General features: G+C 73.1%; 13 protein-coding genes. 9 read left to right on the top strand and 4 right to left on the bottom strand.

Annotated elements, in window-relative coordinates; genetic code table 11:
• Positions 1–47 precede the first annotated feature (47 nt).
• From IO33_RS0112100 to IO33_RS0112080, 5 genes are all read left to right on the top strand, one after another.
• Positions 48–2,441, top strand: coding sequence for a membrane protein (locus tag IO33_RS0112100; RefSeq protein ID WP_031163583.1), 2,394 nt, complete (start codon positions 48–50; stop codon positions 2,439–2,441).
• A gap of 136 nt (positions 2,442–2,577) precedes the next feature.
• On the top strand, positions 2,578–3,504 hold the full coding sequence (locus IO33_RS0112095) for an ABC transporter ATP-binding protein (RefSeq protein ID WP_031163581.1): 927 nt from the start codon (positions 2,578–2,580) through the stop codon (positions 3,502–3,504).
• A complete protein-coding gene (locus IO33_RS0112090; RefSeq protein WP_031163579.1) occupies positions 3,501–4,241 on the top strand; it encodes an ABC transporter permease in 741 nt (246 codons plus the stop codon). Before IO33_RS0112095 ends, IO33_RS0112090 begins: the two co-directional genes overlap by 4 nt.
• Positions 4,242–4,246: 5 nt before the next feature.
• Positions 4,247–5,437 (top strand): sensor histidine kinase, encoded by a 1,191-nt coding sequence (locus tag IO33_RS0112085; protein WP_037685328.1) that lies wholly within the window; start codon positions 4,247–4,249, stop codon positions 5,435–5,437.
• The gene (locus tag IO33_RS0112080) at positions 5,434–6,048 is read left to right on the top strand and encodes a response regulator transcription factor (RefSeq protein ID WP_031163574.1); all 615 of its coding nucleotides are present in this window, start codon (positions 5,434–5,436) and stop codon (positions 6,046–6,048) included. The genes IO33_RS0112085 and IO33_RS0112080 overlap by 4 nt, the downstream gene beginning before the upstream one ends.
• A 4-nt stretch (positions 6,049–6,052) precedes the next feature.
• Here IO33_RS0112080 and IO33_RS0112075 read toward each other — a convergent pair whose 3' ends face one another.
• Both IO33_RS0112075 and IO33_RS44085 read right to left on the bottom strand, forming a co-directional pair.
• A complete protein-coding gene (locus tag IO33_RS0112075) occupies positions 6,053–6,940 on the bottom strand; it encodes a transglutaminase family protein (RefSeq protein WP_245235764.1) in 888 nt (295 codons plus the stop codon).
• Positions 6,927–7,949 (bottom strand): GNAT family N-acetyltransferase, encoded by a 1,023-nt coding sequence (locus IO33_RS44085; protein WP_031163570.1) that lies wholly within the window; start codon positions 7,947–7,949, stop codon positions 6,927–6,929. Before IO33_RS44085 ends, IO33_RS0112075 begins: the two co-directional genes overlap by 14 nt.
• A 140-nt stretch (positions 7,950–8,089) precedes the next feature.
• Here IO33_RS44085 and fdxA point away from each other — a divergent pair, with 140 nt between their 5' ends.
• Both fdxA and IO33_RS0112060 read left to right on the top strand, forming a co-directional pair.
• The gene (gene fdxA, locus IO33_RS0112065) at positions 8,090–8,410 is read left to right on the top strand and encodes a ferredoxin (protein ID WP_023546973.1); all 321 of its coding nucleotides are present in this window, start codon (positions 8,090–8,092) and stop codon (positions 8,408–8,410) included.
• A 126-nt stretch (positions 8,411–8,536) separates the two neighbouring features.
• Positions 8,537–9,634 (top strand): bifunctional succinyldiaminopimelate transaminase/glutamate-prephenate aminotransferase, encoded by a 1,098-nt coding sequence (locus tag IO33_RS0112060; protein WP_031163567.1) that lies wholly within the window; start codon positions 8,537–8,539, stop codon positions 9,632–9,634.
• A 196-nt stretch (positions 9,635–9,830) separates the two neighbouring features.
• Here the strand turns inward: IO33_RS0112060 and IO33_RS0112055 are convergent, their stop codons facing one another.
• Positions 9,831–10,247, bottom strand: a complete 417-nt coding sequence (locus tag IO33_RS0112055; protein ID WP_031163565.1) for a hypothetical protein — start codon at positions 10,245–10,247, stop codon at positions 9,831–9,833.
• A gap of 287 nt (positions 10,248–10,534) precedes the next feature.
• Positions 10,535–11,527, bottom strand: coding sequence for a hypothetical protein (locus IO33_RS0112050; protein WP_031163563.1), 993 nt, complete (start codon positions 11,525–11,527; stop codon positions 10,535–10,537).
• Positions 11,528–11,622: 95 nt separating this feature from the next.
• On the opposite strand from IO33_RS0112050, the gene dapE reads away from it, so the two are divergent.
• On the top strand, positions 11,623–12,702 hold the full coding sequence (gene dapE / locus IO33_RS0112045; protein WP_031163561.1) for a succinyl-diaminopimelate desuccinylase: 1,080 nt from the start codon (positions 11,623–11,625) through the stop codon (positions 12,700–12,702).
• Between the two features lie 104 nt (positions 12,703–12,806).
• Complete coding sequence (locus tag IO33_RS0112040; protein WP_031163559.1) at positions 12,807–13,565, top strand: LOG family protein; 759 nt, start codon at positions 12,807–12,809, stop codon at positions 13,563–13,565.
• The last annotated feature ends 9 nt before the right edge of the window (positions 13,566–13,574 follow it).

Genomic DNA, 13,574 nt, shown 5'->3' with positions numbered 1-13,574 from the left:
CACCGTGAGGTCATAACGGGCGGTGGAGCCAACTGGGAGAACCTGCCTTGAGTCGTGAAACTGACACTCCGTCCTCCGGGCCCAACGGGCGCGGCGGAGCCGCATACCCCTCCGGCACGCCGCCGTACGGGACCCCCATGGCTTCCGGTGACGGTGCGGACGCGGGCCGTTCGGCCACGCGACCGGAGGAGAAGAAGACAGAGACCACGCTGACGACGCGGATCCGCATCAACATCCCCGGATCCCGGCCCATCCCGCCGGTCGTCGTGCGCACGCCCGTCGGGGACACCGGCGGCGCGGGGGACGAGACGCCCGCCGACCCGCGGCCCGCTGCCGAGCCGGCCGCCACGGCCGCCGGCACCGGTGCAGCCGCCGCCGAGGCCGCCGCCGAGCCCGCGGCCCAGGCCGAGGAGAAGACCAGCGACTGGTTCGCGCCCCGCAAGTCCACCGCCGGCAAGGGCGGTCCGGGCGGCGCCGGCACGAACGGGGCAGGGACCTCCGGCGGTTCCACCCCCGCCGCCGGCGCGTCGGGTACCCGTACGGGTGGTCCGGGAGCATCCGGCACGGCCGGTAACACCGGCGCACGACCCGGCGGTGGCCGTCCCGGCGGTGTGGTCGGCTCCATGAGCGTCCCCGGCGCCTCCCGCTCCGGCGGCACCAACGGCAAGGGCCTGCCCGGCGCCACCGGCGGCCCCGTCGCCCCCGGGCACGGCGGCGGCACCGGCTCCTTCGACGTGACCGAGGCACTGGCCGCGGGCACGCTGGGCGGCGGCTCCCGCCCCGGCGCGTCCGGCGGCGATGCCCGACGCGACGACCTGCCGTACTTCTCGGAGAACGGCGGCCGGGACGGCTTCGGCGGCACGGGCGACCCTGACGCCCCCGGCACCCCGGGTCCGAACGGCCAGGACGGCTTCGGCGGCACGGCGGGCGCGACCGGATCCGACGGACCGGGCGGCCTCGGCGGTCCCGGGGGCCCCAGCGGCTTCAACGGCCCGCGCGGCCAGGGCGGCCCCGGCGGTCCGCAGGGCCCGGCCGGCCCCACCAGCGGCCCGGTCACCGGCGACGGCCCCCTCGTCCCGGCGCCCGGCGGCCCCGGCCCGGACGGCGGCGAACCCTTCGACGGCGGTCCCCTCTCCGGCGGTTCGCTCGGTACGGGCGGCTACGGCGGCCCGGGCACCCAGGCCCCCCGCAGCGCCCTCGCCGACCTCGAAGGCCCCGCCATCCCCGGTGCCGGCCCCGCCGGCGCCCCCACCGGGCTCGGCGCGGGCGGCAGGATCAGCGACGACACCGCGATCCTCACCCCCCAGAAGCCGGCCCCCGGACCGGGCACGCCCGGCTACCGCCCGGCCGACAACGTCTCCGGGCACACGGTCACCAGCGGCATCCCCGTCGTCCCCGGCGCCGGCACCTCCCCGTTCGGCGGCACCCGGTCCGACGGCCCGGGCACGCAGACCGCGTCCGCCCCCGCGCCCAAGGCGCAGGCCAAGCCGAAGAAGAAGGGGCGCAGCAAGCTGGTGCTGCTGGGTGCCGGCGTGGTCGTCGTCGCGGGCGGTGCCTACGGCGCCGGACTGCTGATGAACCACACCGACGTCCCCAAGGGCACCACCGTCCTCGGCGTGGACATCGGCGGCGGCACCCGGGACGACGCCGTCAAGAAGCTCGACGACGCCTTCGGCAGCCGCGTGAACAAGCCGCTGAAGCTCTCCGTCGGCGGCCGGACGGTCACCCTGACCCCGGAGAACGCCGGTCTCCAGTTCGACTTCCAGGCCACCGTGAGCAAGGCCGCGACCAGCGACTACAACCCGGTCCACGTCATCGGCTCGCTCTTCGGGCAGAAGCGGGTGATCGACCCGGAGATGCCGGTGGACGAGGAGAAGCTGCAGGCCGCCCTTCAGCAGGCCGGCGGCGGCTCCGGTTCGGTCACCGAGGGCGGCATCGACTTCAAGCCCGGTGCGGCCGTCGCCGTCTACGGCAAGGCGGGCAAGGCCATCGACGCGGCCCAGGCGACCCAGGCGGTCGAACAGGCCTACCGCACCATGGTCGAGACGGACACGGCGACCGCGGTCACCGTCCCGTCGGCCACGAAGCAGCCGACCGTGTCCAAGGCCGAGGTCGACCGCGAGCTGAAGGAGTTCGCACAGCCGGCGATGTCGGCCAAGGTGACCGTGTCGGCCGGCGCCGGACACGTGGTGCTGATGAGCCCGGAGAAGTCGCTCTGGAAGTTCCTCAAGGTGGTGCCCACGTCGGACGGCAAACTGGTCGACAAGCCCGACCTGGCCGCCCTGAAGCAGCTCTACGGCAAGACCTTCGACGGCGTGCTCATCACCCGCGGCAACAACAAGAAGACCCCCGTCACCCCGCAGGACGTCTACGTCGCCCTGCGCCAGGCCCTGATCAGCAGGACCAACCGGGTCGCGGTCATCGACACCAACCCCAGCTAGCCCGGCCGTACCTGGGGGCGCCCAGCGGGCGCCCCCTTCGCCGTGCCCGTCACCCGATCCGCATGACATCTGTCATCCGGCACTCGGGACCCCCGGCACTGCCCGGCACCCGGCCCTCGCCGCGAGCATGGACGGCATGACGACAACTGCGGCACCGGCCACCACCCCGGTGGTCGGCTTCGACCAGGTGAGCAAGACGTACGGGAGCGTGCGGGCCGTCGACGGGCTCTCGCTCAGGCTGTACCCGGGCGAGACCGTCGCCCTCCTCGGCCCGAACGGGGCCGGCAAGTCCACCACGCTCGACCTGCTCCTCGGCCTCAAGCACCCCGACACCGGCACGGTCAGCCTGTTCGGCGGCAGCCCGCGCGAGGCGATCGTCGCCGGGCGGGTCGGGGCGATGCTGCAGAGCGGCGGTCTGATGGACGAGGTCACCGTCGAGGAACTGGTGAAGCTGTTCTGCTCGCTGCACCCGAAGCCGTACAAGGCCGCCGACGTGATGGCCCGCGCGGGCATCGCGCAGATCGCCGACCGCAAGGTCAACAAGCTCTCCGGCGGCCAGGCCCAGCGCGTGCGCTTCGCCCTCGCCACCGCCGGCGACAGCGACCTGATCATCCTGGACGAGCCGACCACCGGCATGGACGTCTCCGCCCGCCAGGCCTTCTGGGCCACCATGCGCGAGCAGGCCGACCAGGGCCGTACCGTCCTCTTCGCGACCCACTACCTCGAAGAGGCCGACGCCATCGCCGACCGTGTCCTGGTGCTGCACCGCGGCCGGCTCCTCGCCGACGGCACCGCCGCCGAGATCAAGGCCAAGGCCGGCGCCCGCCGCGTCTCCTTCGACCTGACGGGCGAGATCGACGAGGCCGCCCTGCGCGCCCTGCCGTTCCTGACGTCCCTCGACGTCTCGGGCCAGACCGTCCGCATCCAGTCGTCCGACGCCGACGCCACCGTCCACGCCCTGTACGGCCTCGGTGTCTACCCCCGCAATCTCGAAGTCGCCGGTCTCGGTCTGGAGCAGGCCTTCGTCGCCATCACGGAGGCCGAGGAGGCCAAGCAGTCATGAACGCCCTGATCAAGCTGGAACTGGCCCGCGCCTTCCGCAACAAGAAGTTCCTGTTCTTCTCGGTGCTCTACCCCGCGATCCTGTTCCTGATCTTCTCCAGCAGCTCCGGCTCGAACCAGAAGGTCGACGACACCGGCCTGACCGTCGCCACCTACCTGATGGTCTCCATGGCCTCCTTCGGCGCCCTGACCGCCGTCCTGATGGGCAACAGCGAGCGCATCGCCAAGGAGCGCGAGAGCGGCTGGGTACGGCAGCTGCGGCTGACCACGCTGCCCGGGCGCGGCTACGTCCTCGCCAAGACCGCCGGCGCCGCCGTGGTGAGCCTGCCCTCCATCGTCGTGGTGTTCGCCGCCGCCGCCCTGATCAAGCAGGTCCGCCTGGACGCCTGGCAGTGGCTCGCCCTCACCGGGGTCATCTGGGCCGGCAGCCTCGTCTTCGCCGCGCTCGGCGTCGCCCTCGGCTACCTCGCCTCCGGTGACGCGGTCCGCCCGATCACGATGATCGTCTACTTCGGTCTGTCGATCCTCGGCGGCCTGTGGATGCCGTCCACCACCTTCCCGAAGATCCTGCAGGACATCGCGAAGTGGCTGCCCACGCACGCGTACGCTGCTCTGGGACGGGCGATCGAGCAGAGCCAGGCCCCCAGCACGACGGACATCGCGATCCTCGCCGGCTACTTCGTCCTGTTCGCGGGCGGCGCGGCCTGGCTGTACCGGAAGGACACGCTGAAGGCGTGAGCACGATGACGGAAGACCGGCAGGCCGGCGAGCAGTGGCCGGAGCAGCAGGTGCGCATCGGCCAGGGCCCCCGCAACCGGCGCGAGCTGATGGCCAAGGTGCTGTGGATCGGCGTCTGGCTGATCTTCCTCAGCTCGCCGGTCAAGGACCTGACCTCGGGCCACCACACCGCGGGCGCCTCGGCCGCCGGGGCGCTCGGCCTCACGGCCTTCGTCACCGCCTATCTGATGCTGGTCTTCCGGCACATCGGCCGGCCCTTCGCGCCGCGGGTCGTGCTCTCGCTGCTCTCGGTGCTCGCCGTCCTCGCCCCGCTGCTGGCGTACACCCTCGGCGGCGCGTGGCTCGGCCTGTTCGTCTACCTGTCGGTCGCCTGCGGCGCGACCCTGCCGATCCGGGCCGCGTTCTGGGCGATCCCCGCGCTGACCGTGGTCATGTGCCTCGTCGGACTGCACTGGGGCGAGAGGCCGGACGACAGCCTGCTCCTCGTCCCGCTGATCGGGTTCGCGATGGTCGGTGTCGGCCAACTCATCCGTACGACGGTCGAGTTGCGCAAGGCGAGGGCCACCGTCGCCCATCTCGCCGCCAACGAGGAGCGGCTGCGGCTCGCCCGCGACCTGCACGACCTGCTCGGCCACTCGCTCTCCCTGATCACGCTGAAGAGCGAGCTGGCCGGCCGGATGCTGCCCGACCATCCCGACAGGGCCGCCCAGCAGGTCGCGGACATCGAACAGGTCAGCCGGCAGGCCCTGGTCGACGTCCGCGAGGCCGTCACCGGCTACCGGCGCCCCCGGCTGGCCGCCGAACTCGCCGGAACCCACGTCGCGCTGACCGCCGCCGGTGTCACCGCCGAGGTGCCCGCCGAGCCCGACCTCACCGACGTCCCCGAGGAGGCCGCGTCCGCGCTCGCCTGGGCGCTGCGCGAGGCGGTCACCAACGTCGTCCGGCACAGCGGCGCCGACAAGTGCCTCGTCCAGCTCACGCACCGCCAGACCCTGGACGGCCCGGTGCTCGAACTCTGCGTCGAGGACAACGGATCCGGGGGCACGAACAACGGCCCCGGCAACGGCCTGACCGGTCTGTCCGAGCGGCTGGAAAAGGTCGGCGGCACCCTGGAGGCGGGCCGCATCAGGCACGGGTTCCGGCTGGTCGCCCGCGTCCCAGCGGCCCCTGCGGGGGACGTAGGATCCGGGGCATGACGAGCACGATCAAGGTCCTCCTCGCCGAGGACCAGTCGATGGTCCGCGAGGCCCTGGCCGCGCTGCTCGGCCTGGAGGACGACATCGAGGTCGTCGCCCAGGTCGCGCGCGGGGACGAGGTGCTCGGGGCCGTCAAGGCGCACGGCGTGGACGTGGCGCTGCTCGACATCGAGATGCCCGGCTGCACCGGCATCGAGGCGGCCGCCCAGGTCCACCGGGCGTGTCCGCAGGTCAAGCTGGTCGTCCTGACGACCTTCGGGCGCCCCGGCTATCTGCGCAGCGCCATGGAGGCCGGTGCCGACGCCTTCCTCGTCAAGGACGCCCCGGCCGCCCAGCTCGCCGAGGCCGTCCGCAAGGTGCTGGCCGGCGAGCGGGTCATCGACCCCACGCTCGCCGCTGCCGCGCTCGCCGAGGGCGCGAACCCGCTGACCGAACGCGAACGCGAGGTGCTCCGCGCGGCGGCCGACGGCTCCACCAACGCCGAACTGGCCAAGGCCCTCCACCTCTCCCAGGGCACGGTCCGCAACTACCTCTCCACGGCCATCCAGAAGCTCGCGGTGCGCAACCGGGCGGAGGCGGTGCGGACAGCCCGGGAGAAGGGCTGGCTCTGACGGCTCAGTTGAGCATCGCCCGAGCCGTGTGGGCCTGCTGCCGCACCTTGTGCGCGGCCGGCTCGTCCACCACCTCGATCAGGTCGGCGTAGTGCTCCAGCTCCTGCGCACCCGACACGAACTCGCCCCGCTGCACCAGCAGTTGCCCCCGCTCGTAGCGCAGCCTGGCCGGATGCGCGGGCACGAGCAGCGCCAGCTCCACGGCCCACAGCGCCACATCCGAGCGCTCGGGCCGGGCCGTGGCCCACGCGCGGACGTTGTTCAGGATCCGGTGGACGATCTCCAGCGGCGCCGCGGGCTCCAGCATGGCGGCGTCCAGCGGCGCCCCCGTGGCCCCCACCACGAGCAGGTCCGCGTCGCTCCCGGTCAGCACCCGGCCGCCGTCGAACGGATCGGCCAGCACCTGCTCCCCAGCCGCGCCGAACCCCACCACGAAGTGCCCGGGCAGCGCGACCCCGTACACCGGGGCACCCGCCCGCCGCGCGACCTCCAGCCAGACCACCGACAGCAGGATCGGCAGCCCGCGCCGCCGCCGCAGCACCTCGTGCAGCAGGGAGGACTCCAGCCGCTGGTAGTCGCCGGGCGTCCCGTGGAACTCGTAGCGCGCCCCGAGCAGCCGCCGCACGGCCTCCGCCCACGCGTGCGCCCCGCCCGGCCGGTACGGCAGCTCGCCCGCGAGCCGGTCCAGCTCCGCCTGTGCCGCGTCGATGCCGGCCTCGTCCAGCGAGCCGTCCGCCTCGGCGCCGATCAGCAGGCACAGCGCCGACAGATCCGGCCGGTCCGAGCGCGCCTCCTCGGCGAACCTCCGGCGCAGCTCGGCGGACCGCTCCGGCGGGGGCGGGTACGGCGGCGGCAGATAGGGGCGGGGCACGGCGGGCTCAGGCCCTTCCACGGCTGTCGCCCGGCTCGTCCGGCGCCCGGTAGTGGTGATAGGCGTGGTGCGGCGTGAAGCCCAGCGCGGCGTAGAACGCGTGTGCGCCCCCGTTGTCCGCCTCGACCTGTAGCCAGGCCGCCGACGCGCCCTCGTCCAGCGCGCGCCGGGCCAGCGCGGCCATCACCTCGGTGGCGAGACCCTGCCGGCGCCGGGTGGGATCCACCTCGACGGCGGCGAACCCGGCCCACCGCCCGTCCACGACACATCTCCCGATCGCCTGCAAAGGCTCGCCCTGCGCACCCGGCACGGACGCGAACCACACCGACGGACCACCGCCGAGCACCCGCAGGGCCACCTCGCTCACCCCCTTGCGCCGATACCGGGCGAGCCACGCCTGGTCCGCCTGCCGGGACAGCACCACGCCGGCGCCCTCGGCCCGGTCCGCGACCGGCGCCAGGGCACCCGTCCACAGCTCGGCGGTCACCTCCCGCACCCAGCCGCGCCGCTCCAGCTCCGCGCACAGCAGCTCCTGCGTGCCCTCGGCTCCGGTGGCCGTCTGGACGTAGGCGGGCAGACCACGCTCGCGGTACCAGCGTCGTACGGCCGCCAGGGCCGCGTCGAGGGGAACGCCCGGATCGCCGAGCGGCAGCACGCTGTTGGCCCGCCGGGTGAACCCGCCGGCCGCCCGCAGCCGCCACGCGCCGAGCCGCCCGGTCTCCAGTGGCGGCCAGCCGCGCGCGGTGACGTGCGCGAGTTCCTCGTACGAGGCGGCGGGCCCCCGGCGGCGTGCCGGAGCGGCCGGTACCACCTTGCCCGCGACCAGGGCGGACTCGGCGATCCGGACACTCCGCCCGTCCCGCCGTGTGATCATGAGCACGCCACCATCCCATGATGTGAGAACACCCACCGTGTCGGTGAACTTCTCCTGTGCCGTTCCAGGATCGCTCAAGCGCCGCACGGAGACTCGTTTCCCCACGTCAGCTGGGGTGATTCGGACTTCCAGGCGTCCTGTCGCCGAGATTTCCACTGGTCAGTTCACCCCTCCTGTTCGGATCATGCTCCGGAACGGAGATACTAGGGGCGGGCATCGACGACGCCGCGCTCCCGCGCGCCAGGCGGCGGAGCCTGAGGAGGCCCGCCAGCGCCCTATCGAGGAGGAACGACAGCGTGACCTACGTCATCGCGCAGCCTTGTGTCGACGTGAAGGACAAGGCGTGCATCGAGGAGTGCCCGGTCGACTGCATTTACGAGGGCTCCCGGTCCTTGTACATCCACCCGGACGAATGCGTCGACTGTGGTGCCTGTGAGCCGGTCTGCCCGGTCGAGGCGATCTTCTACGAGGACGACGTCCCGGAGGAGTGGAAGGACTACTACAAGGCGAACGTCGAGTTCTTCGACGAGCTCGGCTCTCCCGGCGGCGCCAGCAAGCTCGGGCTGATCGAGCGGGACCACCCCTTCGTCGCCGCGCTGCCGCCGCAGGGCGAGTGACCGTCTAAGCGCCAAGCGGCCGCCCGCACAACGCGCCGCCTCGGTCCCGTACGGCCCGATCGTCCCGATCACCGCCGTACGGGACCGAGGCGTTTGCCGCACCGTACGAAAGAGAGCCTGATTCCTGTGTCCGCAGTCTCCGACCGGCTCCCCGCCTTCCCCTGGGACAAGCTGGAGCCGTACAAGAAGACGGCCGCCGCCCACCCCGACGGGATCGTCGACCTCTCCGTGGGCACCCCCGTCGACCCGGTGCCCGAACTGATCCAGAAGGCCCTGGTCGACGCGGCCGACTCGCCCGGCTACCCGACCGTCTGGGGCACCCCCGCGCTGCGCGACGCGATCACCGGCTGGCTGGAGCGCCGCCTGGGCGCCCGCGAGGTCACCCACCGCCATGTCCTGCCGGTCGTCGGCTCCAAGGAGCTGGTGGCCTGGCTGCCCACCCAGCTGGGCCTCGGCCCCGGCGACAAGGTGGCCTACCCGCGCCTGGCCTACCCCACCTACGAGGTCGGCGCCCGCCTCGCCCGCGCCGCGTACGAGGCCTACGACGACCCGCGCGAGCTGGACCCGGCGGGCCTGAAGCTGCTCTGGCTGAACTCGCCCTCGAACCCCACCGGCAGGGTCATCCCGAAGGCGGACCTCACCGCGATCGTCGCCTGGGCCCGTGAGCACGGCGTCCTGCTGGTCTCCGACGAGTGCTACCTGGAGCTGGGCTGGGAGGCCGACCCGGTCTCGGTCCTGCACCCGGACGTCAACGGCGGCTCCTACGACGGCATCGTCGCCGTCCACTCCCTCTCCAAGCGCTCCAACCTCGCGGGCTACCGCGCGGCCTTCGTCGCCGGCGACCCGGCCGTCCTCGGACCGCTGCTGGAGATCCGCAAGCACGGCGGCATGATGACCTCCGCGCCGACGCAGGCCGCGGTCGTGGCGGCGCTGTCCGACGACACCCACGTCCACGAACAGCGCGAGCGCTACGCCGCCCGCCGCGATGCCCTGCGGGCCGCCCTGCTGGGCCACGGCTTCCGCATCGAACACAGCGAGGCGAGCCTCTACCTCTGGGCCACCCGGGGCGAGTCCTGCTGGGACACGGTCGCCCACCTGGCCGAGCGAGGCATCCTGGTGGCCCCGGGCGACTTCTACGGCGAGGCGGGCGAGAAGTACGTCCGCGTGGCCCTGACGGCGACCGACGAACGCGTCCGGGCGGCAGCCGCACGCCTGACCCCCTGAGCCGACGACACAGCCCACCGTCCCCGCTCCCCGTGGCCACCGACGTGGGCAGTCGTCCCGCGGGGCGGAACGGGTGGGCACGGCCTGCGGCACCGGGCACGGCCCGAACAAGGGCCGGCCCCCGCCGACGCGGGCACACAAAGGCGACGGGGCCCAGGGAATTCCCTGGACCCCGTCGGCTGTCAGAGCCGGGTGCCTAGCCGAGCGGCAGGCCACCCTGCACCGGCAGCTGCGGCAGCCCGCTCTTCGCCGTGGAGGACGCGGCGTTCCCGACGACACTCCCGGCCGCCCCGGTCACTTCACCGGCGGCCTTGCGCGCCACCGGCGCCGTCTTGCTCACGGCACCGGTGCCGGTCTTGGCCGCGCCCGGCACGGTCTTGCCGACCGCGGTGCCGCCGGTGGTGGCCGCGAGAGTGGTGGCGTGCTGCGCGGCGCCCTCGACGGTGCTGCCGACGTTCGCCGTGTCCGGGGCGGTGAGACCACCCGTGTTCGGGACCGCCACCGGCTGGTTGGTGGCCGCACCGGCGGAGCCGGCCGCACCGACCCCGGCAGCCGCTCCCGCTGCGACGATCAGCGCGGCACGGGCGATCCGGCGGGTCAGAGGGAGGGACATGATGCTCCATTCGACGGGAGAGAACGCTGTCTGTGGTCCGGGCTCGTGTCCGGCTCGGACGCCGTGACTACCGCTCGAAGCCCGCGAAGGTTGCGGACGCCCCAGGTAAAGAATGGATAACGCATCGCATTATCAGGTGTGGATAAAAACGGGCAAAGAGCGTCCGCCCGTCATCCCGCAGAATCCTTACAGCCTTTGATTTCCAAGGGATCCCGGATCCGGCGCCGTTCCCGCCCCGGACGCGCGCCGAACCGGCGCCGCACAACCCGCCGGAGTGATCCGTCGTACTACTGTCCGGCCACGATGCGGACGGCCCCCACGGACTGCTCCGCACCACTGGCCTCGCCCGTAGCGGCCGTCTTCCACGGGTCCTCGCCGTGCCCGGCGGTCCACTCCCGCCCCGCGTACGACACGCGCTGGATGTGCAGCGCCGAGGAGTTCGCGACCGCCCACTGCGCCAGCTGCCAGCCCCGCTCCCGCTCGGTACGCCCGCTCGCGTCCGTCCGCCTGCCCTGCGGCACCGGAACGGTCACCGTCCGCCCGTGCGCGGTCGCGGTCACGCTCGGCGAGGGAGACGGCGACGGCACCGGCGTACCGCCGACCTCCGCCCCGGTCTCCTGCAGCGCGTCCCGCCCGAAGTCCCCGACCAGCGCGGCCCGTACCGCGTCCGGACCCGTCGCCGAGGCGGCGGGCTCCGGGCGCCCGTCACAGGTCAGCGTGGCCGCCGCGCGGCCGGTAAGCGCCGCCGCCAGCAGCTTCGCGTCCGGCTCGTGCTTGGCGTACGCCTCCGGGTACCCGCTGCGCTGCACCTCCTGGGCCGCCTCGGTCAGCGGCAGCGCCGCGTAGTCCGGCACCTTGGCCAGATGCGCGTAGAAGATGCCCGCCGCGTACGCGGGGTCCATGATCTGCTGCTCGGTGCCCCAGCCCTGCGAGGGCCGCTGCTGGAACAGGCCGAGCGAGTCCCGGTCTCCGTGCTCGATGTTGCGCAGTCCCGACTCCTGCAGGGCGGTCGCCAGCGCGATCGTCACGGCCCGCTCGGGCATCCCGCGCCCGGTGCCCACGGCCGCGATCGTCGCCGCGTTCACGGCCTGTTCCGGCGTGAACTCGTGCGACGTCCCGTCACCCGCGGACGAGATCACCTTGCAGCCGCGCGCACCGCCGCCTCCGGTGACGTACTGCACCACGAGGTAGGCGGCGACACCGCACAGGACCAACAGGGCCGCCGCGAAACGGAAGAGGCGGCCGCGGCGCTTGGGACGGGTGGGGGACGGCTCTGGCACGCGTACAAGGTACTGGAGGGGCGTCCGGCGCTCACGGCGGGCCCGGTCAGCGCCGCGAACCGGGCCCCGGCAGGTGGCGCGCTAGGGTCGAGGCCATGGCCGACACCTCGCTTGACCTCACGCTCGACGCAGCCGCGCTCACCGCGCAGCTCGTGGACTTCCCCTCGGAGAGCGGCACCGAGCAGCCCCTCGCGGACGCCATCGAGACCGCCCTACGCGCCCTGCCGCACCTGACGGTCGACCGCTACGGCAACAACGTGATCGCCCGCACGAACCTGGGCCGCGCCGAGCGCGTGATCCTGGCCGGCCACATCGACACCGTCCCCATCGCCGACAACGTGCCCTCGCGGCTGGACGAGGACGGCGTGCTGTGGGGCTGCGGCACCTGCGACATGAAGTCGGGCGTCGCGGTGCAACTGCGCGTCGCGGCCACGGTCCCCGCCCCCAACCGCGACCTCACCTTCGTCTTCTACGACAACGAGGAGGTCGCCGCCGAGCTCAACGGCCTCAGGCACGTCGCCGAGGCCCACCCCGAGTGGCTGGAGGGCGACTTCGCGGTCCTGCTGGAGCCCTCCGACGGCGAGGTCGAGGGCGGCTGCCAGGGCACCCTGCGCATGCTGCTGAAGACCACGGGCGAGCGGGCCCACTCGGCGCGCTCCTGGATGGGCGCCAACGCCATCCACGCCGCCGCCCCCATCCTGGCCCGCCTGGCCGCCTACGAGCCCCGCCACCCGGTGATCGACGGCCTGGAGTACCGCGAGGGCCTGAACGCCGTGGGGGTCAGCGGGGGAGTGGCCGGCAACGTCATCCCCGACGCGTGCGTGGTCACGGTCAACTTCCGTTACGCCCCCGACCGCACCGAGGAGGAGGCGATCGCGCACGTCCGCGAGGTGTTCGCGGACTGCGGGGTGGCGGAGTTCGTGGTCGACGACCACAGCCCCGGCGCACTGCCCGGCCTGTCCCACCCCGCCGCCGCGGCCTTCATCGAGGCGGTCGGCGGCACGCCGAAGCCCAAGTACGGCTGGACGGACGTCTCCCGCTTCTCCGCGCTCGGTGTCCCCGCCGTCAACTACGGCCCCGGCAACCCGCACTTGGCCCACAAGCGCGACGAGCGGGTGGAGACGGCGAAGATCCTGGCGGGCGAGGAGCGCCTGCGGAACTGGCTCACCGCGTAGGGCCCGCCGCTCGGCGCTTCATTGCGGACATGCTCACGTCCCCCCTCCGTAACCCGCGTGGATCTAGTCTGAGATCGAACTACCGGCAAGCGGAGGGAGCGCACATGGCTACCGGCAACCCCGAGGGGAAGAAGCAGCCGCCGGACGAGCAGCGGCTCGGACCGGTCCTCCGACGTCGCGGCCAGGTGATGCCCAGCACCACCGACCAGCGGCTGCTCGACGAGCGGGCCCCCACGGACTGGGTCCACACGGACCCCTGGCGTGTGCTCCGCATCCAGTCGGAGTTCATCGAGGGATTCGGCACGCTGGCCGAACTCCCGCCCGCCATCAGCGTGTTCGGCTCGGCCCGGACACCGGTGGACTCGGCGGAGTACGACGCGGGGGTGCGGCTCGGCCGGGGCCTGGTCGAAGCCGGCTGGGCGGTGATCACGGGTGGCGGTCCGGGCGCGATGGAGGCCGCGAACAAGGGCGCTTGCGAGGCGGGGGGCGTCTCGGTCGGCCTCGGCATCGAGCTGCCCTTCGAGCAGGGGCTGAATCCGTACGTCGATATCGGGCTGAATTTCCGCTATTTCTTTGTAAGAAAAATGATGTTTGTGAAATATGCCCAGGGCTTCGTGGTCCTGCCCGGCGGCCTCGGCACCCTCGACGAACTCTTCGAGGCGCTGACCCTGGTCCAGACCCAGAAGGTCACCCGCTTCCCGATCGTCCTGTTCGGCACCGAGTACTGGGGCGGCCTGGTGTCCTGGCTGAGGAACACGCTGGTGGCCCAGGGCAAGGCGGCGGAGAAGGACCTCCTCCTGTTCCACGTCACGGACGAGGTGGACGAGGCGGTGGCCCTGGTCTCGAAGGAGGCGGCCCGCTAGCCCAGGGCT

Origin of the sequence: Streptomyces durhamensis (genome assembly GCF_000725475.1) — a bacterium.
GTDB lineage: Bacteria > Actinomycetota > Actinomycetes > Streptomycetales > Streptomycetaceae > Streptomyces > Streptomyces filipinensis.
Note: the sequence above shows the minus strand (reverse complement) of the source record. Positions and strands in the feature narration are given on the sequence as shown.